23 protein-coding genes are annotated in these 24420 nt (G+C 35.0%); 22 read left to right on the plus strand and 1 reads right to left on the minus strand.

The genetic code is table 11. From position 1 onward, the window contains the following. Nucleotides 1–44: 44 nt before the first annotated feature. The 22 genes from ACFQ2J_RS13325 to cysQ all read left to right on the plus strand — a co-directional run bounded on the left by ACFQ2J_RS13325 (nt 45) and on the right by cysQ (nt 23668). A complete protein-coding gene (locus ACFQ2J_RS13325; RefSeq protein WP_386061279.1) occupies nt 45–815 on the plus strand; it encodes a tyrosine-protein phosphatase in 771 nt (256 codons plus the stop codon). Between the two features lie 36 nt (nt 816–851). Continuing rightward, the gene (locus ACFQ2J_RS13330) at nt 852–2699 is read left to right on the plus strand and encodes a polysaccharide biosynthesis protein (RefSeq protein WP_386061282.1); all 1848 of its coding nucleotides are present in this window, start codon (nt 852–854) and stop codon (nt 2697–2699) included. 445 nt (nt 2700–3144) lie between these two features. Continuing rightward, nucleotides 3145–3825: a PIG-L deacetylase family protein gene (locus ACFQ2J_RS13335; RefSeq protein WP_386061285.1), complete on the plus strand. Its 681-nt coding sequence runs from the start codon at nt 3145–3147 to the stop codon at nt 3823–3825. Nucleotides 3826–3846: 21 nt separating this feature from the next. Continuing rightward, complete coding sequence (locus tag ACFQ2J_RS13340) at nt 3847–4671, plus strand: formyltransferase family protein (RefSeq protein WP_386061287.1); 825 nt, start codon at nt 3847–3849, stop codon at nt 4669–4671. Next, the gene (locus ACFQ2J_RS13345) at nt 4671–5330 is read left to right on the plus strand and encodes a sugar transferase (protein ID WP_386061290.1); all 660 of its coding nucleotides are present in this window, start codon (nt 4671–4673) and stop codon (nt 5328–5330) included. Before ACFQ2J_RS13340 ends, ACFQ2J_RS13345 begins: the two co-directional genes overlap by 1 nt. Further along, nucleotides 5327–6196 carry an NAD-dependent epimerase/dehydratase family protein gene (locus tag ACFQ2J_RS13350; RefSeq protein ID WP_386061293.1) on the plus strand — a complete coding sequence of 290 codons (870 nt, stop codon included), beginning with the start codon at nt 5327–5329 and terminating at the stop codon, nt 6194–6196. The genes ACFQ2J_RS13345 and ACFQ2J_RS13350 overlap by 4 nt, the downstream gene beginning before the upstream one ends. 21 nt (nt 6197–6217) lie before the next feature. Further along, nucleotides 6218–7468, plus strand: a complete 1251-nt coding sequence (locus tag ACFQ2J_RS13355) for a glycosyltransferase family 4 protein (protein ID WP_386061296.1) — start codon at nt 6218–6220, stop codon at nt 7466–7468. Beyond that, nucleotides 7455–8474, plus strand: a complete 1020-nt coding sequence (locus ACFQ2J_RS13360) for a polysaccharide biosynthesis protein (protein WP_386061299.1) — start codon at nt 7455–7457, stop codon at nt 8472–8474. Before ACFQ2J_RS13355 ends, ACFQ2J_RS13360 begins: the two co-directional genes overlap by 14 nt. Next, nucleotides 8474–9583, plus strand: a complete 1110-nt coding sequence (locus tag ACFQ2J_RS13365) for a capsular polysaccharide biosynthesis protein CapF (RefSeq protein ID WP_386061302.1) — start codon at nt 8474–8476, stop codon at nt 9581–9583. The genes ACFQ2J_RS13360 and ACFQ2J_RS13365 overlap by 1 nt, the downstream gene beginning before the upstream one ends. Nucleotides 9584–9585: 2 nt before the next feature. Beyond that, nucleotides 9586–10710, plus strand: a complete 1125-nt coding sequence (gene wecB / locus ACFQ2J_RS13370) for a non-hydrolyzing UDP-N-acetylglucosamine 2-epimerase (RefSeq protein WP_386061304.1) — start codon at nt 9586–9588, stop codon at nt 10708–10710. A gap of 2 nt (nt 10711–10712) precedes the next feature. Then, nucleotides 10713–11924 (plus strand): glycosyltransferase, encoded by a 1212-nt coding sequence (locus ACFQ2J_RS13375; RefSeq protein WP_386061306.1) that lies wholly within the window; start codon nt 10713–10715, stop codon nt 11922–11924. 42 nt (nt 11925–11966) lie between these two features. After that, the gene (locus ACFQ2J_RS13380) at nt 11967–13316 is read left to right on the plus strand and encodes a hypothetical protein (protein WP_386061309.1); all 1350 of its coding nucleotides are present in this window, start codon (nt 11967–11969) and stop codon (nt 13314–13316) included. Then, entirely contained in the window at nt 13317–14042 is a 726-nt protein-coding gene (locus tag ACFQ2J_RS13385; RefSeq protein ID WP_386061312.1) for a hypothetical protein, read from the plus strand. After that, the gene (locus tag ACFQ2J_RS13390) at nt 14039–14935 is read left to right on the plus strand and encodes a sulfotransferase family protein (RefSeq protein ID WP_386061314.1); all 897 of its coding nucleotides are present in this window, start codon (nt 14039–14041) and stop codon (nt 14933–14935) included. The genes ACFQ2J_RS13385 and ACFQ2J_RS13390 overlap by 4 nt, the downstream gene beginning before the upstream one ends. Before the next feature lie 17 nt (nt 14936–14952). Next, nucleotides 14953–15717, plus strand: a complete 765-nt coding sequence (locus tag ACFQ2J_RS13395; protein ID WP_386061317.1) for a polysaccharide deacetylase family protein — start codon at nt 14953–14955, stop codon at nt 15715–15717. Between the two features lie 22 nt (nt 15718–15739). Beyond that, nucleotides 15740–16642, plus strand: coding sequence for a sulfotransferase domain-containing protein (locus ACFQ2J_RS13400; RefSeq protein ID WP_386061320.1), 903 nt, complete (start codon nt 15740–15742; stop codon nt 16640–16642). Nucleotides 16643–16690: 48 nt separating this feature from the next. Continuing rightward, complete coding sequence (locus ACFQ2J_RS13405; RefSeq protein ID WP_386061323.1) at nt 16691–17923, plus strand: flippase; 1233 nt, start codon at nt 16691–16693, stop codon at nt 17921–17923. A gap of 255 nt (nt 17924–18178) precedes the next feature. Next, on the plus strand, nt 18179–19180 hold the full coding sequence (gene galE / locus ACFQ2J_RS13410; RefSeq protein ID WP_386061326.1) for a UDP-glucose 4-epimerase GalE: 1002 nt from the start codon (nt 18179–18181) through the stop codon (nt 19178–19180). 79 nt (nt 19181–19259) lie between these two features. Beyond that, a complete protein-coding gene (gene sat / locus ACFQ2J_RS13415; protein WP_386061329.1) occupies nt 19260–20411 on the plus strand; it encodes a sulfate adenylyltransferase in 1152 nt (383 codons plus the stop codon). A gap of 14 nt (nt 20412–20425) precedes the next feature. Further along, entirely contained in the window at nt 20426–22201 is a 1776-nt protein-coding gene (locus ACFQ2J_RS13420; protein WP_386061332.1) for an SLC13 family permease, read from the plus strand. Between the two features lie 12 nt (nt 22202–22213). Then, a complete protein-coding gene (gene cysC / locus ACFQ2J_RS13425; RefSeq protein WP_386061335.1) occupies nt 22214–22810 on the plus strand; it encodes an adenylyl-sulfate kinase in 597 nt (198 codons plus the stop codon). A 54-nt stretch (nt 22811–22864) separates the two neighbouring features. Beyond that, complete coding sequence (cysQ, locus tag ACFQ2J_RS13430; protein ID WP_386061338.1) at nt 22865–23668, plus strand: 3'(2'),5'-bisphosphate nucleotidase CysQ; 804 nt, start codon at nt 22865–22867, stop codon at nt 23666–23668. A gap of 146 nt (nt 23669–23814) precedes the next feature. Here cysQ and ACFQ2J_RS13435 read toward each other — a convergent pair whose 3' ends face one another. Then, nucleotides 23815–24306 (minus strand): sigma-70 family RNA polymerase sigma factor, encoded by a 492-nt coding sequence (locus tag ACFQ2J_RS13435; protein ID WP_386061341.1) that lies wholly within the window; start codon nt 24304–24306, stop codon nt 23815–23817. Nucleotides 24307–24420 lie beyond the last annotated feature (114 nt).

The following is a 24420-nucleotide window of genomic DNA, read 5'->3' on the forward strand; positions in this document are numbered from 1 at the left end:
TGTAATCTATCTGAAAATTCACCTGTTGAAGGGAGATTCATAACTTGATTGATTTACATTCTCACATACTCCCTGGGGTTGATGATGGAGCGAAGACGCTTGAAGACAGTCTGGCAATGGCGGAAGCAGCTGTTCAGGATGGCATAGACACAATCATCGCAACTCCCCACCACCAGAATGGGAAATACATAAACGAAGCACCTACCATACTTAACGCAGTACATAATTTAAACGAAGCACTCCAATCCAATCAGATTCCGCTCAAAGTTCTACCTGGACAAGAAACAAGAATCCACGGTTCGATGGTCGAAGCACTTGAGGAGGGTACGATCCTTCCACTCAATGAAGACACAGGTTATGTTTTTGTCGAGCTGCCATCCGACCAGGTCCCGAGATATACGAAGCAAGTGTTATTCGATATCCAGATGAAAGGCTACAAGCCGATCATCGTCCATCCCGAACGCAATGCAAAACTGATCCAGGAACCAGACCTACTCTATCAATTCGTCCAAAACGGAGCCTACACACAAATCACTGCAGCAAGCCTTTGCGGCCGATTCGGTAAAAACATACAGACATTCACACATCAGTTGATCGAGGCAAACCTTACGCACCTGATTGCATCTGACGCGCACAACACCACATCAAGAGGATTTTGTGTACGCGAAGCATATCAGGAAGTACAGGAAAACTATGGAGCCTCCATGGTTTATTTTTTTGATGAAAATGCGAAATTTGTAGCCGGGGGTCAGAACCTGGCAGCAGACCCACCAGAACAAATCAGGAAAAAGAAGAAATTTCTCGGTATTTTTTAACCGGGACAAGAAACCGAAAGAAAGGAGCGTGAGAAGTTGAGCTATAGTAAGCGGTTAGCATTATTGATCCTGATCGATTCGATGATCGTGTCGTTTTCCGTGTTCATGTCGCACTTCTTTTTGAATCCTTATGTACAAGTATTTGACACAGCGATGCTCGTCGCGTCACTGACGCTGTTATTATCCCATCATTTATTTTCTCATTATTTAGGGTTGTATAAGAAGGTGTGGCGCTATGCCAGCTTGGAAGAATTGCGCGGGATTCTGCTTGTCATCACGTTATCAATCATCATCACTGCAGGAGTGCAGGGCATCTTCTTCGGACAAGTATATGAACGAGCACTGATTGTCACGTGGATGATGCATATCATTCTAATTGGAGGAGTACGATTCGCCTGGCGCTATTACAATACATATGAATTTACGCTATTCAATCTTAAACAAAAAAGCCAGGAAGTTGCTCAGCAGGATAAGAAACGCACATTGATTATCGGCGCTGGTGCCGCAGGACAGATGCTTGCCAAGCAGATGTGTGGAAAGAATCAGACAGACAGCAAAGTTGTCGGCTTCATCGATGACAATTTCACATTACATAAATTGTCTGTCGTAAATCTTCCAATCATGGGAAGCGTCAAAGATCTACCTGAGGTTGTCGCCCATCATCAGATCAACCATATCGTGATTGCGATGCCTTCGGTGGGGCGGACGCGGGTAAAAGAAATTATAACAGAAGCGAGCAAAGTAGTGAAAAATGTGCAAACGTTACCTATGATCGAGGACATCGCACTTGGTAAGATATCCGTCAGTCAGATTCGTGATGTCGAAATCCAGGATCTGCTTGGCAGAGAGCCTGTTGAACTCGATATCGATTCGATTTCATCCGAAATTGAAGGGCAGACAATCATGGTCACCGGTGCAGGTGGTTCCATAGGTTCGGAAATCTGCCGTCAACTTGTGAAGTTCGCACCTGAACGATTAATTATGCTCGGTCATGGTGAAAACAGCATTTATACGATTCATATGGAATTACGGACTTATAACATCAAAACGGAGCTCATCCCGGCCATTGCAGATGTTCAGGACCGAGACCGAATTTTCCAAGTAATGCAGGAGTTCCAGCCGACCTATGTCTACCATGCTGCTGCCCATAAACACGTACCTCTTATGGAAGCGAACCCTAAAGAGGCTGTGAAGAACAATGTGTTTGGAACTAAAAATGTCGCTGAAGCTGCTGATGCTGCATCTGTAAAAACATTCGTACTCGTTTCAACCGATAAGGCGGTAAATCCAACAAATGTGATGGGATCGACGAAAAGAATTGCCGAAATGGTTATCCAACAGCTGGCACAGACGAGCCGAACGAAGTATGTTGCCGTACGATTCGGTAATGTCCTTGGAAGCCGTGGTAGTGTCATTCCATTGTTTAAAAAACAAATTGAGAACGGTGGACCGGTGACGGTCACCCATCCGGAAATGACCCGTTATTTCATGACGATTCCAGAAGCAAGCAGGCTGGTTCTTCAGGCAGGGACACTTGCACGCGGAGGGGAAATCTTCGTGCTCGATATGGGTGAACCAGTCAAAATCGTTGACCTGGCTAAGAACCTTATTCATCTTTCCGGATTTACTGAAAATGAGATCCCTATCCACTTCACAGGAATCCGCCCTGGTGAAAAAATGTATGAAGAGTTGCTGAATGAAAACGAAGTTCATCCTAAGCCGGTTTTCCCGAAGATTTTCATTGGAAATACAGTGGAGAATGACTACAGCAAAGTCAGAATTTTGCTTGATACGCATGCAGAACTGACAGAGCATCAATTAAGTGACTATGTATTGTCGCTTGCGAATGATAAAGAATCGGAGCTATTCAGCTTAGTGAAATAAACTGAACTAAGTGCTAACGGTATGAATGAAGTGAATTAAGCTATTAGACCGGCAAATGGGACTCAGAAACCATTTCCCCCGAGGAATGAGTAAGATGATTACCGAGTTCATTTAGTAGGATCAGGTGCTCGGAAGTAAATCTTTCTTGTTGATTTGTTGACATAAAAGTAGAAAGTTAAGCCATCTGGTTTAACTTTCTATTTATGAGTTCGTCTGAAAGATATGTTGTTGTATCCTGTAAACTATTAACGGAGGCATTCGACTGTTTTGTGGGTGTGCGTATAGCAGACACCTTAGGCGCACTTGTTGTCAAGGGAATGGCGTGAGGATGAGTTAGACGCCCGTTTTATTTTTATTCTATTAGTGGGTTAGTAGTTGATTTGAAATATTCAAGGTAAGTCCTAAACTACTAATATTTAATCTATACATAAGAGAGGTAATTAAGATGTCATATTTAGTTGTAATTGCACATCCTGATGATGAAGTTTTAGGAGCAGGAGCTACAATGTACAAACTTGCACAAGAAGGGCATTCAGTTAATGTATGTATTCTATCTGGAGATGTAAATGCGCGAAATTTCCGCCCAAGTACTGATGAATTAAATGAAGATGTGCACAATTCAATGAATATTATAGGTGTTGATCGAGTGATTACTGGCAACTTCCCTAATATTGAATTTAATAAGGTACCGCATTTAAAGCTTGTTCAGTTTATTGAAAAAGCAATTATAGAGACAAATGCTGATGTTATTTTTACACACCATCCAGCGGATTTAAATAACGATCACCTCCACACTTCTCTGGCTTGCCAAGCAGCTTCGAGGCTATTCCAACGAAGAAGTGATGTTAAACCTTTAAAAGAACTACTCTTCATGGAAGTTCCATCATCTACAGAATGGGGACTAAACAAAACGATGAATCAATTCTCACCTAACACATTTATAGAAGTTGGTGAAAAGAGTGTTGATAAAAAGATAGAGGCTCTTGCTCAGTATCGTGGTGTAATGAGAGATTATCCTCATCCTAGAAGTAATGAGGCAATCAAAGGTTTAGCAGCCTATCGTGGTGGCCAAGCTGGCATGGTTTATGCTGAAGCCTTTGAAAGTGTATTTAGACGTGGATTCTAAATGAAGAGAGGATGAGATAAGGTGAAGAAAAAAATAGCTTTTGCTACTTGTGTACAATTAGGTCTGAGCTGTATTGAAGAAATATATCGCATTGGTGGGAGTCTTGATTTACTCATAACTCTTAAAGATGCAAAAGCGAAGAATAAGTCTGGAAGAGTTTATTTAGATGAGATTGCAAATGAACATAATGCACCCCTCTTGAAAATTGATAACATCAACGATCAAGATGTTCTTAGTACTTTAAAAGAACACCAAATTGATTGGTTGTTTATTATTGGTTGGTCCCAAATAGCTAAGAAAGATGTTCTTGAGGCACCAACTCATGGTTGCATCGGTATGCATCCTACCTTATTACCAGTCGGTAGAGGAAGAGCAGCAATACCGTGGGCAATTATTAAAGGGTTAAAAGAAACTGGTGTAACTATGTTTAAGTTGGATGAAGGTGTAGATACAGGAGATATTATTGGTCAAGGCGTTATTAAGCTAGATCAGAATACAACAGCAACAGAACTTTATCAAAAAGTGGACAATATGCACATTACCCTTATTGCAAAATATTGGGACGAAATCGTTAATAACAATATTACACTTACAAAGCAAAACGATGCGGCTGCTACAGAGTGGCTGGGAAGAAAGCCAGAAGATGGCGAGATATTAAGTAGTATGACTATGGATGAAGTTGATAAATTGGTCAGAGCCGTTACACATCCGTATCCAGGAGCTTTCTATAAAGATAGAGATAAAACAATAAGAGTATGGTCAGCTAAAACAAATAAAAACGATGGTGGAATAAAACTTAGTGATGGGTATTTAATTCCTATTGATTATGAAGTTGAGGGATTGTAATGGAAGGTAAAAAGTTTCAAAGGTTTATAAAACGTATAATTGATATTGTGGTCTCCTTAATAGTACTTTTATTATTTTTGCCACTGTGGATTATAGTAGCTACTTTGATAAAGGCGACTTCTAAAGGACCTGTATTTTTCTTACAAGAAAGGCCAGGATTAAACAAACAAATCTTTAAAGTTTATAAATTTCGTACGATGAAGCTCGGGTCAGACAAAATGGTTAAGGGTCAAGAAGTAATGAAAGACGATGATCGTGTAACTGGTATTGGAAAACTGCTTAGAAGAACTAAGATAGATGAAATTCCTCAAGTGTTAAATGTATTAAAGGGTGAAATGAGTCTAGTTGGGCCAAGGCCTGAAAGAATTTCATCCCTTTCGGATTACGATGATGAAATCTCAAAAAGACTTAACATGAGCCCAGGAATGACTGGGTTAGCACAAGTAAGTGGCAATATTTATCTTTCCTTAGAAGGTAGATACAAGTTTGATGTTTATTATGTAGAGAATTTTAGTGTATGGCTAGATTTAAAGATAATTTTAAGAACTGTTGGTGTCGTTTTATTTGGTGAAGATAGATATGTTAACAGATGTTTAGTTGACATTAAACTAGGAGCTAAAGAGGTAGCTGCCACTAAAGAGGAGACTGTTTCTAAATGAAAAAGATACTCGTAACAGGTGCTAATAGTTATGTAGGTACTTCATTCATTAAGTGGTTATCCCAATATCCCGATAAGTACTCCATCGATACAATTAGCTTGAGAGAGGATAGTTGGAAACAAAGTTCATTCTCGAATTATGATGTAGTACTTCATACAGTTGGGATAGCGCATGTAGATTCAAATCCTGACCCTAAGATGGAAAAGGAATATTATAGGGTGAATAGGGATTTAACGATTGAAGCAGCTAATAAAGCAAAAAGAGATTGTGTCAAACAATTTATATTTTTAAGCAGTATTATTGTTTACGGTGATAGTGGATATATAAACAATCCTAAAGTTATAAAAAAAAATACAATCCCAAGCCCTGCTAATTTTTATGGGAATAGTAAGCTCCAGGCAGAGGAAGGTATTAGACCGTTAGATAGTAATGATTTTAAAGTTGCAATAATAAGACCACCTATGATTTATGGGAAATGGTCTAAAGGGAATTATCCTAAACTAGCAAAACTTGCTCGGTTTTTACCTATATTTCCTGATATGGAAAATCAGCGAAGTATGCTTCATATTGATAATCTTTGTGAATTCATACGGCTTTTAATTAATAATAATGAAAGTGGACTATTTTTCCCTCAGAATTCTGAATACGTTAATACCAGTGAAATGGTTAAATTAATTGCTGATGCTCATGGAAAAAAGGTTAGGCTAACTAAGATATTTAATCCCGCTTTAGTTGCTATGGGTAATAAGATTGGGACTGTGAATAAAGTGTTTGGTAATTTAGTTTATGACCAGTGTTTAAGTGAGTATAAGTGCAACTATAGAGTTAATAACTTGAGGAACTCAATTATAGAAACTGAAAAATGATCAGGAAGGGTGGATATAAATTTGAAAAAGCATATATTAGTAATATCACAATATTTCTACCCCGAACAATTTCGAATAAATGATATATGTACTGAGTGGGTAAAAAAAGGTTATAAAGTAACTGTCATAACGGGAATTCCAAATTATCCACAAGGTAAGTATTTTAAGGGATATGGACTATTAAAAGCTAGGAAAGAAACCTATAATGATATCGAAATCGTCAGAATCCCATTAATCCCAAGAGGAAACAGCTCTATAATGTTGGCATTGAATTATGTGTCATTTGTAGCATCTGGGTTCTTTTGGAATTTATTCACTCAGATAAAAGCCGATTATGTATTTATATTTGAGGTCTCTCCTATGACACAAGCTTTACCTGGAGTTTGGTATGCAAAAAAAAGGAGAGTCCCATGCTATTTATATGTGCAAGATTTATGGCCTGAAAACTTTGAAACATTGTCTGGGATAAAAAATAATTGGATTATTAATATAATAGGTAAAATGGTTAATTACATATATAACCGCTGTACTAAAATATTTACTACATCAAGGAGCTTTATTACATCTATTAATCATAGAGGAGTGCCAACGGAAAAAATAGAGTATTGGCCACAGTATGCTGAGGACTTCTATCAACCAATAGATAAAACAAGTATTGATGAAATTCCTAATGATAATGCGTTTAATATTATATTTGCGGGGAATATTGGGACTTCTCAAGGGTTAGACATATTACCTGAAGTTGCTGCGAAACTAAAAAATGCAAATCTCAAAAAAAGGGTTAGATTTAATATTGTAGGAGATGGTAGATATAAAAATAACTTAATTGAGTTAGTAAATTCTAAAAATATCTCTGATATGTTTAATTTTATCCCAAAACAGCCTGCAACTCGAATTCCTGAACTAATGGCTGCAAACGATGCTGCATTCCTATGTTTAACTGATAGCCCTTTATTTTCAATGACAATTCCAGCTAAACTTCAGTCTTATATGGCGTGTGGTATACCAATAATAGCATCCGCACAAGGGGAGACTAGACAAATCATCAATGAGTCTAGTGCAGGTGAATGCAGTCCTCCTGGTGATGTGGACAAATTAAAAGAAAAAATAATTGAACTATTAAGTAAATCACCAATAGAATTGCATGAAATAGGAAGGAACGCAAGGGATTACTATGATAAAAACTTTAATAAAACTGATCTTCTTAATAAATTTGACAGTTATTTTAATGACAGAGCTATAATGGAGGATAAGCAACATGTTCAAAAATAAAACACTGCTAATTACAGGTGGCACAGGTTCCTTTGGGAATGCTGTTATGAAAAGGTTTCTGAATACGGATGTAAAAGAAATAAGAATTTTTTCTCGGGATGAAAAAAAGCAAGATGACATGCGAAAGCTTTATAGAAATGAAAAAATAAAATTTTACATAGGCGATGTGAGAGATAAAAATAGTGTGAAAGACGCTATGTATGGAGTGGATTATGTATTTCATGCAGCAGCACTAAAGCAGGTTCCATCATGCGAATTCTTCCCTATGGAGGCTGTTAAGACTAATATTATGGGAACTGAAAATGTTCTTACTGCTGCAATTGAAAGAGGAGTAAAGAAAGTGATTTGTTTGTCTACTGATAAGGCAGCTTATCCTATTAATGCAATGGGTATCTCTAAAGCTATGATGGAAAAAGTCTTTGTAGCAAAATCCAAAACTGTTGACCCTGAAAGAACATTAATTTGTGGTACACGCTACGGAAATGTTATGGCTTCTAGAGGTTCCGTAATACCTTTATTTATAGAGCAAATTAAAAGTGGTCAGCCATTAACAGTTACTGATCCAAATATGACAAGGTTTCTTATGAGCTTGGAAGATGCTGTAGAACTAGTAGCCTTTGCCTTTGAAAATGCTAAAGCAGGTGATATTATGGTTCAAAAATCACCTGGTACAACTATTGGAGATTTAGCTGAAGCTATTAAGGATTTATTTAATGTAGATAATGAAATTAGAATCATAGGTACTCGTCATGGTGAAAAATTATATGAAACTTTACTTACTAAAGAAGAACATGTAGTTGCTCAAGATTTAGGTGGCTTTTATCAAGTACCAGCAGATAAAAGGGATCTTAACTACGATAAATATTTTGTGGAAGGTGACGAAAAATTATCTACTGATGAGGAATACAACTCTCACAATACTGATAGATTAAATATGGACCAAATAAAAGATAAATTATTAAGCCTCGATTATGTTAGAGAAGAATTGAAAGGTTGGAATAATTAATGAATGTATTAATTACTGGTGCTAAAGGGTTTATTGGGAGAAATTTAGTAGCAGAGTTAAGAAATCATAACAATATAAAAACCTTGGAATATAGCAGGGAAACAGAACCTGCTTTACTGGATCAATATTGTAAGGAAGCAAATTTTGTTTTTCATCTTGCTGGAGTAAACCGCCCGAAGTCGGACTCTGAATTTATGGAGGGAAATTATGATTTTACTTCAACTTTACTTAATACATTAAAAGAACACAAAAATACTTGTCCAATAATGATTTCCTCTTCAATTCAAGCTGAAAGAGATAATCCATACGGAAGAAGTAAAAAGGCAGGAGAAGATCTACTTATTGAATATAAAAAGGAAACTGGAGCAAAGATACTTATATATAGGTTTCCTAACGTATTCGGAAAATGGGCAAAGCCGAATTATAACAGTGCTATAGCTACATTCTGTCACAATATTGCTCATGGTAAAGAAATCACTGTGCATGACCCCGAGGTGGTTATGAATTTAGTTTATATTGATGATGTAGTAGAAGAATTAATTACGAATTTACATAAAAATGTTTACCCAAATGGAGAATTTTATGAAGTTCCATTTATCCATTCTAAGCAGTTAGGTGAAATTGTTAATTTAATTTACTCCTTTAAAAAAAGTCGTACAGAACGTTCGATACCTAATATGTCTGACCCGTTTATTAAAAAGTTATATAGTACCTATCTTAGTTATTTGCCCCAAGACCAATTCAACTATGATCTTAAGATGAATGTTGATCAAAGGGGTTCATTTACTGAATTTATTAAGACGGAAGATAGAGGACAAGTTTCAATAAATATCTCGAAGCCTGGTATTACTAAGGGAAACCATTGGCATCATTCAAAGAATGAAAAGTTTCTAGTTGTAAGAGGAAAAGGAGTAATTCGCTTCAGAAAAATTGATTCTGATGAAGTAATAGAATACTACGTTAGTGAAGACAAAATGGAAGTAGTAGATATCCCTACAGGCTATACCCATAATATTGAAAATTTGGGACAGACAGATATGGTTACAATTATGTGGGCTAATGAGTTGTTTGATCCAAATAATCCTGACACGTATTACTTGGAGGTTTAATAATGAAAAAAATGAAAGTTATGACAGTGGTTGGAACAAGGCCAGAAATTATCAGGTTATCGGCTGTGATAAATAAATTAGAGAAATCAAATGCTATTGAACATATTCTTGTACATACAGGCCAAAATTATGATTATGAGTTAAACGAAGTCTTTTTTGAAGATTTCAATATAAAAAAACCAGATTATTTTTTAAATGCCGCTACTGGAACTGCTGTCGAGACCATAGGGAACATTTTGGTAAAAATTGATCCCATTATGGAGGAAGTTAATCCTGAAGCTTTCTTAGTTCTTGGTGATACAAATAGTTGTTTATGTGCCATTGCAGCCAAAAGAAGACAAATCCCTATCTTTCATATGGAAGCAGGAAATAGATGCTTTGATCAAAGGGTACCTGAAGAAACCAATAGAAAAATTGTTGACCATACTGCAGACATAAATTTAACTTATAGTGACATTGCAAGAGAATACTTATTAAGAGAAGGGTTACCTTCTGATAGAATTATAAAAACAGGAAGTCCAATGTTTGAAGTTCTTAATTCAAGGAAGAAAGATATTGAGAAATCAGATGTACTTGAAAGATTAGGACTTAATGAAGGGGAATACTTTGTAGTATCTGCTCACAGAGAAGAAAATATTAGTTCTGAAATTAACTTTAAAGATTTAGTAGATAGCCTCAATGCAATAGCGGAAAGATATAACCTACCAATCATTGTAAGTACGCATCCTAGAACTAGAAATATGATTGAAGCTAAAGGGGTAAAATTTAATCCTTTAATTAAAACAATGAAACCTTTAGGATTTAACGATTATGTTAAGCTTCAACTTAAAGCTAATACTGTTCTGAGTGATAGTGGAACAATAAGTGAGGAGTCTTCCATTCTTGGCCTTAGAGCTCTTAATATTAGACAAGCTCATGAAAGACCAGAAGCAATGGAAGAAGCGTCAGTTATGATGGTGGGACTGAAGAAAGAAAGAATCTTACAAGGTTTGGATGTTTTAGAAAAACAAGAAAGAGATACTCTAAGAATTGTTAGTGATTATAGCATGCCTAATGTATCTGACAAGGTAGTTAGAATTATCTTGTCTTATACTGATTATGTGCAAAGGGTTGTTTGGAGGAAATAACTGTGAAGGTTTTACAGATCAATTCAGTATGTGGAGTTGGCAGTACTGGTAGAATAGCGACAGATATCCATAAAATATTAGTTGAGCAAGGCCATGATAGTTACATTGCATATGGTAGAGGAGATGCAGTTAATTGTGAAAATGCAATTAGAATTGGTTCAAAGTTAGATAATTATTATCATGTTGCAAAGACAAGAATTCTTGATAGACATGGATTTGCTTCGCGAAAGGCAACTGAGGAATTTATTAAAAAGGTGAAAATGTTAGATCCTGATGTTATACATTTACATAACCTTCATGGGTATTATATAGATATTGAATTATTATTTAAATATTTAAAAGAAGCTAACAAAAAAGTTGTTTGGACTTTACATGACTGTTGGACCTTTACAGGACACTGTAGTCATTTTGAATTTGTTGGCTGTGAACGCTGGAAGTATCAATGTTATAATTGTCCTCAAAAAAATCAATATCCTAAAAGTATTGGGTTAGATAACTCCACCAAGAATTATGATGATAAGAAAAAAATATTTACTGGTGTAAAAGATTTAACTATTGTTACACCTTCAGAGTGGTTAGCTAATTTAGTTAATGATTCATTCTTAAAGGATTATCCTGTGAAAGTAATAAATAACGGTATAGATACTGAGATATTTAAGCCAAGAAAATCACATTTCAAAAGTAAGTTAGGAATTGAAGAAGAATATGTTTACCTAGGGGTAGCTGGAAACTGGAATGATAGAAAAGGGTTTAATTATTTTATTGAAATGGCTCAAAAATTAAATGAAAATGAAGTTATTGTGCTTGTTGGCGTAACTAATGCACAAAAAAGCCAGCTACCTAGAAACATAATTGGAATTACTCATACGAATGATGTTTATGAATTAGCAAAGTTATACTCCTGTGCTGATGTATTTGTAAATCCTACTCTAGAAGATACATTTCCCACTACTAATCTTGAAGCCTTGGCTTGTGGTACACCCGTAGTAACGTTTGATACCGGAGGAAGTGGTGAGTCTCTTACTTCAGGTACTGGTATAGTAGTAAAATCAAAGGATACAATGGATTTAATTTATAACGTTAGAAAAGCTCATGGAATTAGTAGTCAATACTGTTTGCAAACTGCCCGTAAGAATTATAATAAAGTAGAAAAATTCATGGGTTATCTTCGACATTATGGTTTATTTTTTTCTGAACACAAACAATTAAAGTGAAAAAAATTCTTTACTATAATAGAAATGAGAGTCGGTTATCGCATGTCTCGAACAAGAGTTTTTTTATCAATTTTATATTTTATTCTTTTTATATCTACCTTATCTATATTTAGAATTGAAGGATATTATCATAATTCAGGAGTAATGCTATCCTTTTTGATAATTTTATTACTGAGTTTCACTTTAATGTATTTCGGTGACCCATACCCCTTTAGTCTAAATAAAATGTTTATGTTATTTTCAATTTTCTTCTTTGGGATCAGCCCTTATGTGCAATATAAATATGGGGTTTCCTTATGGGGCGGAACTGGGTTTACTAGTGATGATTACATTAAACAAAATGGAATAATAATAATAATTATATTAACATATTACTTCCTATATATTTTAAATAGTAAAATAGATTTTACTAGGAGGAAATTAAAAAAAGAGAATTATAAAACTTATACAAAAAAAACATTGGAGTACTCATCACTATTTTTATTAATAGTTGCAGTGTGTGCATCTATTATCATTGTAGACTTTAATAATTATGAATGGAAAAACTTATTCATGAGAACCAACTTGGCAGAAAGTGAGGATGTTAGTAAACCTTTAACTCTGATAATTACTAAATTCATTTATCCTATACCTATAATATGTCTTATATTCTTTAAGTTATATATTGACAAGAATAAATTTATTGAAATTCTATTGATTACTTTAGTTTTGTTAACTAATTTCCCTACAGCAAATGCTAGGTTTTATATCGCTGCAACATATTTACCATTATTAATCGTTTATTTTAAAACCTTAAGAACTTCCTATATGAAATTGAATCATATTGTTTTAGCTGGTTTTTTAATTGTTTTTCCATTTCTACATCAATTTAGAAGGATTTCTAATATTAATGAAATTAAGTTTAGACTTGATTTTGAAATGTTTACTCAAGGACATTTTGATACCTATCAAATGTTTATGCGAGTAACAAAGTACAATATAATAACAATGGGGGACCAATTATGGACAACTCTACTTTTTTTTGTTCCACGATCAATGTGGGACCAAAAATCAGTAGCGAGCGGTGCATTTGTTTCAGATTATTTAGGTCTTAATTACAATAATATATCAATGAATTATTTCGGTGAAGGTTATATAAATTTTGGGTTCTTAGGGATTTTAACTTTTATAATTTTCCTTGCAATTATTAATGCAAGATTAGATAAACATTTTTGGAGTAATCATTATAGAAATTGGTCTCTTGTTAAAGTCTTCTATTTATTTTTACTAGGTTTACAATTTTTTATTTTAAGAGGATCTTTGTTAAGTGCATTTGCATACACTATAGGGATTTTTTCAAGTATATGTTTTATTTATCTATTATTAAATTTATTCGGAAAGAGGGTGTCTTAAATGAATAAAAAGCAATTATTAAATTATAGAAATAATTTATTGAACTATATTAAAAAGAGGCCTTTTCTATATTCGAAAATGAAATATGTTTTTGAGAAAGAAAATTACTATAAAAATGTGACAAACAAAAATACCGAGTTATGTGTAGAAGCTTATCCCTCAAGTGGAAATACCTTATTAATGTTTATGATTCAAAATTATAAAGAAGATATTAATATGTCTCATCACACACATACTTTAGCTAATATCAAATTAGCAAAAAATAAGAATATACCATGTATTGTTATTATTAGAGATCCTATTAATGCTATATCTTCATATGTGTATCGTTTTACAGAGATTCATTTAATTAATGAAAAAAAAATAAATCAAGAAATGTTGAAGTATAAAGATTTTTATACTTATGTACTTAATAACAGGGATTCCTTTTTAATCATTGATTTTAATGATCTCATTACTAAACCCGAGCAAACCCTAAAAACAGTAGTCATAAACAATAAACTTTTCAATACTAGTAAAGAAAAAAATTGGAGAAAGTTAATCGAACAAGCAAATGATGATGTGAAAAATAAGGCGATAAAAAAGGGAAGATTAACTAAAGGTTCTTTTCCAAGTGAAGAAAAAGAAAAAGGGAAAAATAAAATCAAAAAAATTATAATCGAAAATAGACATTATGATGAAATAGAGGACCTTTACTCCAAAATAGTGGCGGGTGGTATTAAATGACTAAAGTGAATTTATTTATCGCCGGAATGTCAAAGTGTGGAACAACTTCTCTACATAATTACTTGAATTTACATGAGAATATTTATATGTCTAACTTTAAAGAGCCGCAATATTTCATAAGAAACCAGCTCAAATTTCCTCATCAAGGACCTGGGGATAGAAATATAGATGATATAATCATACATTCTACTGATTATGAAGCTTTATTTGAAGGGTCTGAGGAATATCAAATAAGGGGAGAATCATCTTCAGATTATCTTTATTTTGAAAAAAGTGCAGAGGAAATTAAGGAATATAATCCTGATGCTAAAATAATTTTAATGTTAAGAAATCCTGTTGATAGAGCATATTCTGCTTATACACATTTAACCCGTGATGGAAGAGAAACAAAAACCTTTGAATTTGCTTTAGAACACGAGGAAGAAAGAATTAATTTAAATTATGGTTGCATGTGGCATTTGAAAAGTATGAGCTTGTACTATGATAAAGTAAAACATTTTATAGATGTTTTTGGAGTAGATCAGGTTAAAGTTGTAATTTTTGATGATTTTAAGGAGGATTCTGTTATTGTATTAAACTCCATTTGTGACTTCCTTGAAATTCCTAAATCTAATTTTAAGGATGAGGATTTGATTAATTACAATATATCCGGAGTTCCAAAGAATAAAAAAATAATGTCTCTCGTTCAAAACAAGTGGCTTAAACAGATTATTAAGAATATGATTCCTAGTGCAAAAGCAAAAGAAAAGGTTAAAGGTGTTATTTTTAGTAAATTACTAACTAAGGAAAAAATGCAGTTTGAAACCCGAATTAGACTTATTGATTATTTTTCAAATGATATAAACAAGCTTGAAGAACTACTCAATATAAATTTATCGAAGTGGAAAAAATAAATTGAAGGTGAAATACAATGAATTTAATTACGAAAAAAATTATAGAGTTCTCAAGTAAATTTATACCGGTGTCAAAACCTGTTCATATCTATTATCATGACGTTACGTTAGATAGTGGGATGAGCTTTATGAGAATAAATTATAAAAAAATTGAAGAACAATTTATGTATTTAAGTAAAAACAATTATCAAACTTTATTATTCTCAGAACAAGAGAATGATAAACTGATTTCACAGGAAACTATAGTAATTAGCTTCGACGATGGATTTGTTTCAAACTATGAGTTTGTTTTTCCTTTGGCATTAAAGTATAAAATAAAGTTCAATATTTTTTTAACGTTAGATTACATTGGGACTCAAAATTATCTAACCTGGGATATGATAAACGAAATGTATCAATCAGGTTATGTAGAATTTGGTGCACATACAAAATCACATATTGATTCAAGAAAGATAAATGATGCTAATTTTGCAAGTGAAATAATAAATGTTAATGATTCCATCCATAAAAACAGTAAAATTAAAGTGGATGATTTTTGCTTTCCTTTTGGAATGTATAACGAAAATATATTACAGTATCTAGATAATAAAAAAGTTTATCGTAGATTGTACACTTCAGATATGGTCAACAGAGGGAGTATGAACTATAGTAAGATAGTAGGTAGGATCGGTATCAGAGATGAAGATACACTAAAAGATTTTGAGCGAAAAGTTAAAGGGCATTACTCAAGTATTTACTATTTTAAGAGATTGCGTTCATTTGGTAATTACCATGGAATCTAAATGTTGAGGATAGGAGTATTATATGGGAACAGAAACACCTAATTTATTTATAGTTGGAGCTGCAAAGTCAGCAACAACGACAATATACATTCATTTACAGAAACATGAAGATATATTTTTTTCTGAAGTTAAGGAACCAAAATATTTGTCAAGACCTTACAAAGAATTTCCTATGAGAGGGCCTGGTGATGATGTAAGCGAGAAAGAAGAAATATCCTCAAAGGAAGTCTATTTTGACTTATTTTCAAATAGAAAAGAAAAATATTTAGGAGAGGCTTCTGTTGATTATCTATATTACTATCATACAGCAAAAGAGATTCACAATTTAAACCCCAAAGCAAAAATAATTATTTGTATAAGAAATCCAGTGGATCGAGCCTATTCAGCATATTGGCACTTAAAAAATGACGAAAGAGAAGCATTAAGTTTTGAGGATGCTTTGAAAGAGGAAGAAAACAGGATTAAAAACAATTACGAATTTATATGGCACTATAAGAATGCTGGATTGTATTATGAACAGGTAAAAGCTTACATTGAAACTTTTGGTAAAGAAAATGTACACATTTTAATGCAAGAAGAAATTTCACAGGATATAAAAGGTTCAATTAATAATATATTGGAGTTTTTAGGGTTAGGGAAAATAACCTTTGAAATTGATAATATTAAAAATAATCCTAGTGGTATTCCAAAATCAAAAATCATTAATAAATTCGTACGAAACCAAAATCAGTTTAAAAACTTACTTAAATTTATAGTTCCAAAAAGCTTTCGTCAAAAAGTAAAAGCTAAAATACTCAGTAAAAATTACACTAAGACGACAATGGATCAGAAGATAAGGTCACAACTCACTAGGTATTACACAGATGATATAAAAGAACTTGAACATTTGATTAATAAAGATTTAAGCAAATGGTATCAACTATAATTTGGTGATGATGATCTAAAACTCTGAAAACGAGGACTTAAATGCATAATGAGACAAGTTGAAAAACATTTGAATAAAATGGCAAAGAATCATTTTCTGAAAAAAATAACTGAGTCATTTTTTGGAAGAATGTCCTACATGATTTTCAGTTTAGTATTTACATTGATTTGTGCCAGACTGTATGGACCGGAGTTATTTGGTGAATTTACATTTGCATTCACATTGATGCAAGTTTTGATGGTTATAGCAACTCTTGGATTCAACAATGGGGTTATTTATTCAATTCCCAAAGATGGAAGTAAATATATCAGTTTAAGTTTATTTATGAACGCATTAGCTTCTATAGCTTTGATGTTAATTGTTTCTTTCTTTTTAGAAGATTCAACGATTTTATTGGCATTACCATTAATATGGCTACTTTCGATGGAGCAAATATTTTTTGGGATTTATAAAAGTGAAGAAAAAATCAAGCAATACTATTCAATTAACGGCTTATATCACATGGTATTGAGAATTGGGTTGCTAGTATTTTTTTATTTTTTAATTGGTAAAGACATACTAAGTATATTATTAAGTGTGGTGCTGGCGTATATATTTTCAAATATGTTATACATTAAAAGGTTTCTTCACCTTATTAAGGAAGTAAATTATAACAGTATTTATGTCAGATATTCTATAACTCTAATATTAGCTTCAATTATGGCAACCTTACTTAATAGGACGGATATATTGATGTTACAATGGCTACGAGATAGTCGAAGTGTAGGTATTTATCAGGTAACCGTACAGGTCACTAATCTTCTATCCTCGTTGTTATTAATTTTTAATACTGTATTTGCTCCAGAGATTTCAAGATTATTTCATTCTAATAGATTAGAGGAAATGAAAGATTTATATATAAAAGCAACAAGAATACTTGCTCTTGTATCATTTAGTGCTACATTGTTGATTATTGTAAGTAGTAATTTCTTATTAATGATTTTTGGTGAAGAGTTTCAGTCTGGACAGGGGGCATTAATATTACGCTCACTGGGATATTTCATTAATCTTTCAGTCGGAGGAGTATGGTTAATGCTCTCAATGACTGGAGCACCAAGATTTCAAATGTACACAAATATTTTTGCTTTTCTGCTAAATGTAATATTGAATATAGTATTAATTCCGCCATTGGGGCTATTAGGAGCTGCAATAGCTACAATGGTCACTATGGCGATAGCAAATATTATTGGCTATTATATTGTAAGTCGTCGCTTTAATATAAAAGTATTTAAATATTTTTAATCAGCAGTGAATTTTCTGGATTTTTGTTTAGATAATTATGCATATTTGTTTTAAAGTTAAATTTAAAAAAGAAATATCAAAATAAAACACATTTTGTTATCTATCTATTAGTTCTTTTTATTAATAGAATAGAACAGATAATTTAGTTTATGGGATTTTGTTTAAAACCGTTTGTTCTTTTAAAGAATCTAAAACTAAATTGGAGGAATATGTCTCTGAATTTACATAAATAAATTATTAAAGGGGGGAGTTTCTATGGTGATATTAGTAACTGGTGGTGCAGGATACATAGGGTCACACACTTGTGTTACTCTACTGGAAGCTGGCCACAAAATAGTAGTTGTTGATAACTTTTGTAATAGTAAAGCAGATACACTAGATAGAATAAAACAAATAGCCAATAAGAATTTTGAGTTTTATCAAGTTGATGTTACTAACAAATACGATGTTGAAGAAATATTCAAAAAACATTCCTTCGATGGGGTGATTCATTTTGCAGGACTAAAAGCTGTAGGAGAATCTGTTGAAGTACCACTGACCTACTATTATAATAATATTGTTAGCACTATGGTGCTTATTAATGCCTGTCAACAGTATGGTGTGAAACGTTTTGTCTTTAGTTCATCTGCAACAGTGTATGGGGATAACGATGTTCCTTTTTTTGAAGGTATGGACCTTTTACCAACAACAAACCCTTATGGTGAAACAAAGTCAATGAGTGAGAGGATACTTACAGATATTGTTAAGGCTAATCCCGAAATCTCAGTTGCTCTACTTCGATATTTTAATCCAGTAGGTGCTCATGAAAGTGGTTTAATAGGTGAAGTACCTAATGGCATTCCAAATAACCTTATGCCTTATATTACTCAGGTTGCTCAAGGGAAAATTGATAAGCTTCAGGTGTTTGGAAATGACTACCCAACAAAAGATGGTACTGGTGTACGGGATTACATTCACGTAGTAGATTTGGCAGAAGGCCATGTAGCAGCATTTGATAATCTTAAAGAAGGTGCTCATGTCTATAACTTGGGAACTGGTAAAGGAACAAGTGTGCTAGAGCTAGTAAATGCATTCGAGGAAGCAAATGGGTTAAGGGTTCCTTATGAAATAGTAGATCGTAGGCCTGGCGATATTGCATTATGTTTTGCCGATGTTTCAAAGGCCGAACGAGAACTGGGGTGGATAGCTAAACGTGGAATAGTTACAATGTGTCGGGATGCTTGGGGATTTGAAAATTCTTTAAGAAGTGTTGAGTAAGAAGAGAGAAGTTTGATGTCTTAGTTTACTATTGTAAAGTAATAATAAATTTTTTGTATAAATAATTGGAGGTTTTTGTATGTCTATTTCAGCACACGGTGGAATTTTAATTAACAGAGAACTACAGAAAAGGGATAGAGAGAATACTTTATCTAAAGCGAAATCTTTAAAATCACTAACTATTTCAGCTTGGGCACTTTCCGACCTTGAACTGATCGGTATAGGTGGGTTCAGTCCCCTAGCAGGATTTATGGGGCAAAAAGATTATGAAAGTGTTGTACATAATACGCGTCTTGCTGACGGTACCGTGTGGAGTGTACCAATTACTCTATCAGTTTCTCATGAAGAAGCGGAAAACTACCAGATTGGTGATGAAATTGCTCTTAAAGGGGAAGATGGTGTCATTTATGGTACGCTTCACCTCGAAGATAAATACGATTACGACAAAAAGGTAGAAGCTGAAAAGGTTTACGGTACGACTGAAGAAGCTCATGCTGGTGTAAAGAAATTGTATGAACGTGGGGATATTTATCTTGGTGGACCAATCACGCTATTGAATCGTCCAGACCATGGTGATTTCAATGATTTCTATATGGATCCAAGTGAAACGCGTGAAATGTTTGCGAATTTAGGGTGGAAAACAGTAGTTGGGTTCCAAACGCGTAATCCGGTTCACCGTGCACACGAATACATTCAGAAATGTGCACTTGAAGCTGTTGATGGTTTACTGCTTAATCCTCTTGTTGGGGAAACGAAATCGGATGATATTCCTGCGGATGTACGTATGGAAAGCTATCAAGTCATTTTGAAGAACTACTATCCTGAAGATCGTACACGTCTTGTAATTTATCCAGCTGCTATGCGTTATGCAGGTCCAAAAGAAGCGATTTTGCATGCAATTGTTCGCAAAAACTACGGATGTACACACTTTATCGTTGGCCGTGATCATGCAGGTGTAGGTGACTATTATGGAACGTATGAGGCACAAGACTTCATCACTCAATTTGAAGACGAACTAGGTATTCAAATCTTCAAGTTTGAGCATGCCTTCTACTGTAAGAAGTGTGGAAATATGGCTTCAGCGAAAACATGCCCGCATGATAAGTCTGAACATGTCCACCTAAGTGGAACTAAAGTACGTGAACTCCTTCGTAACGGAGAACGTCCACCGAAAGAATTTTCTCGTCCAGAAGTTGCTGATGTACTAATTAAAGGAATGCAGCCGGTATAAGGATCGTGGTTTAAATGACGATGGATATGATCCTTGTGATCATTGGAATTATATTAATGCTGGTCGGGTTATTTTTCGAAATAGCCCGACCAGATTTGCTTGTATTTTTCACTTTGTTTTTCTTTATGCTCACAGGCGTTGTGACGACAAGTGAAGCATTGGTAGGGTTTTCGAATGAAGGAATGCTTACGATTGGACTACTGTTTATCATTGCGGGTGTTTTTGAACGCAGTGGATTGGTAGAGCGGTTAGTATCTTCCTTGTTAAAGGATGCTTCAACTCGAGAAAGTGCTTTGTTTCGCTTACTGGTTCCGATCTCGGCTTTTTCAGCTTTTCTGAATAATACTCCTATCGTGGTAACGTTGACACCGATTGTCCGTAAATGGGCTTCTGATCATGACATTTCACCATCCAAGTTTTTAATACCGATTTCCTACGCTTCTATATTAGGTGGAACGATTACTCTGATGGGGACGTCAACGAATCTAGTCGTACATGGTTTATTACTGGATTTTGGAGAAAGTGGATTCTCTTTCTTTACATTAGCATGGATTGGTCTCCCTATTACGATCCTGGGTCTCTTATATATGATTTTCATTGGCCATCATCTTTTACCCAATCATAAAAGCTTAATTGAAAAGGTCAGAGAGAACACGAAAGACTATTTAAGTGAAATGGTTGTTACGGAAGAATTTCCATACATAGGTCAATCAATTGAAGAAGCACAGTTGCGTAACCTGAAAGGGTTATATTTGATTGAAATCATTCGTGGTAAGGAGCGTATCTCACCTGTAACCAGTAAGACAATCGTTCAAGGTGGTGACCGGCTGATTTTCTCAGGAATGATTTCTACCATCGCCGATCTTCAGAAACGAAAAGGTCTTCAACTGGATACAGGTACTGATCTGACATTGGATGATATTAAGAATGGCAGCAGTCAATTAGTCGAAATCGTCGTATCCCACCAATCATCTTTGCTTGGAAGGACAATCAAGGCCAGTCGTTTCCGAGAACGATACGATGCTGCAGTCCTTGCCGTTCATCGTAATGACGAAAAGGTACAAGGGAAGATTGGGGAAATCATTCCGAAGTCAGGTGACTTGATGCTGCTGATTGCAGGTTCGGATTTCAAACAGAACATTGAAGAACGGAGGGACTTTTATCTGACTTCACCAGTGGGAGATGCCAAATTCCAAGAGAGTGAAAATAAAGGATGGGTGGCATTAATTGTGATGCTATTTATGATTGGATTAGTTACATTCAATATCTTGTCTATATTCAAAGCGATGGTTATCACTACTGGATTATTGCTAGCTTTGAAAATTCTAACACCGCATCAAGCCAAAACATCTACACAGTTCCAAGTGTTGTTGTTAATTGCAAGTGCACTTGGAATTGGTAATGTCATTATACAGACCGGGACAGGAGAATGGCTGGCAAATGGACTGATGGGGCTTCTGGCTCCTTATGGTATTATTGCTATACTAATTACGCTTTATCTCCTGACGAATCTATTTACCGAATTGATTACCAATAATGCAGCTGCTGTCATTATGTTCCCAATTGGGTATGAAGTTGCCACCCAATCCAATATGGATCCACTCGGGATGGCAGTCCTGGTTGCTGTTGCAGCTTCCGCGAGCTTTTTATCACCGATTGGTTATCAAACAAATTTAATCGTTTATGGTCCTGGCGGTTACGCTTTTAAAGATTATTTGAAGACAGGACTACCATTGACGCTGATTGTCATGGTTACGACGATCAGCATCGTATTCTTTAAATTCATCTAGGGGGAAATAACTATGAAATCTACAAATGTAACTTGGCATGAGTCAAATGTGACAAAAGAACATCGTCAGGAATTGAATAATCATAAAAGCCCTGTATTATGGTTTACTGGTTTATCCGGTTCAGGAAAATCCACTGTTTCTGTCGCTTTGGAAAAAGCCTTGCATGAACGTGGCATTCACTCCTACCGTCTTGACGGGGACAACGTTCGTCACGGGTTGAACAAAAACCTTGGATTCAGTCCAGAAGATCGGACGGAGAATATCCGTCGAATCGGTGAAGTGGCAAAGCTTATGAATGACGCTGGGTTAGTAACATTGACGGCTTTCATCTCACCTTACCGTGAAGATCGTGATCAAGTACGTGAATTGCTGGAGGAAGGCGAATTCATCGAAGTGTACGTAAAATGTTCATTAGAAGAATGTGAGAAACGTGATCCTAAAGGGTTGTACGAGAAGGCTCGCTCAGGAGAAATCAAAGGATTTACAGGAATTGATGCACCATATGAAGAGCCGAATAGCCCAGAGGTCGTAGTGGAAACAGATCGCCAAACATTGGATGAATCAGTGGAAACGATCATTAACCACTTAGTTGAAAATAAGCTAATTTAACAAGATATCGCCAGTATGTCTACTGGCGATTATTTATTTCAGGAGGAATGAATGATGCTACCAGTAATAAAAGCTGCTTACGAAGCAGGTCAAGCAATCATGGAAATCTATCAAACTGACTTTGACGTCGAGTATAAAGAAGATGACTCCCCGCTGACCATCGCTGACAAAAAATCACATGAACTTATCAAAAGTGCACTTGAGAAGCACTATCCGGAGATTCCTATTCTAAGTGAAGAAGGAAAAGGAATCCCTTACGAAGAAAGGTCTGAGTGGGATAAGTTCTGGCTAATAGATCCAATTGACGGAACAAAAGAATTCATCAAAAAGAACGGGGAATTCACTGTCAATATCGCGTTAATTGAAAATGGAAAGCCAGTCTTCGGTGTTGTTTACGCCCCAGCATTGGATACCTTCTATTTGGGTAATAAAGAAAAAGGTGCTTTCAAGATGGAAGGCATGAGTGCAATCAGCTTCGATAATGAAAAAACTTTCTTTGAAAAAGCTGTAGCTCTCCCTCAGCACTCGAAAGAGACGAATAAAGTCAAGGTAGTTGCAAGTCGCTCTCATATGTCCAGTGAAACAGAAGAATTCATCGAAGCATTGAAAAAGGATTACGATGAAGTAGAAACTGTCTCAGCAGGAAGTTCCCTTAAGCTTTGCTTGGTTGCTGAAGGAACAGCAGACTACTATCCACGTTATGCACCTACGATGGAGTGGGACACTGGAGCAGGACAAGCAGTTGTAGAACATGCTGGAGGACAAGTGACTGTTGCAGGAGAAGAAACTCCTCTACTGTATAACAAAGAAAATTTATTGAATCCTTGGTTCCTGGCTAAACTTAACCGAAAACAATAGATTGAAATTTTACTGTAAGGGCTGTCTTTTAGAAAGGGACAGTCCTTAACTATATAGGAAGCATAAGGGCATTCCTATAAATCCTATGTAGCTTTATTGGATTATTGAGCAAGGACTAAACTCCACTTTCTACTTTTCTTACTTCGTCAGTTATCTATTGATAAATATGTTCTCAACTTGCTTTTTGCTGCCCGCCCCCATCCCTTCACCGCATCAATACTAGTATTCTCTCTCGCTGCAATTTCCTTATAGGTCCTTCCTTCAATTACATGACCGTCGAACCATTTCAGCTGATTGGGAGTGAGCAAGTGATGAAGATCTTCATTGAAGATTGTATCGAGAGAGTTGATCGGTACATAGGTGTCTGTAGTGCTTGTACATAGATAACCAATTTTGGCATGGCGGATGTGTTGGCGGTGAAGGTCGAGGAAGCGGAAGGTGATTTTGTTATAGAAGTAGGTGGAAAAAGCGGATCGTGTTTCCTCGTATGTCTGCATGCATTCATAGAGCACAATTTTTCCTTCCTGATACAATTCGTCGTCTTCAAGGTGCGGGAAGTTTCTGGCGAGCTTGTAAATGATGCGCTTGCACTGGTCTAGTTTTGCTTCGTATGTAGCTGGATTGAATGGAAGTGTCATCTGAATTCCTTATTGATCGCGCGCGGTCGATGTATTGTCGACAATTCCATCATAGATAATATTCCATTTTCATACAATCAAATCTATAAAAAGTTCTTATTTCTGCCATAGTTG

The sequence above is a fragment of the Thalassobacillus hwangdonensis genome, assembly GCF_042675915.1.
Lineage (GTDB): Bacteria > Bacillota > Bacilli > Bacillales > Halobacillaceae > Thalassobacillus_A > Thalassobacillus_A hwangdonensis.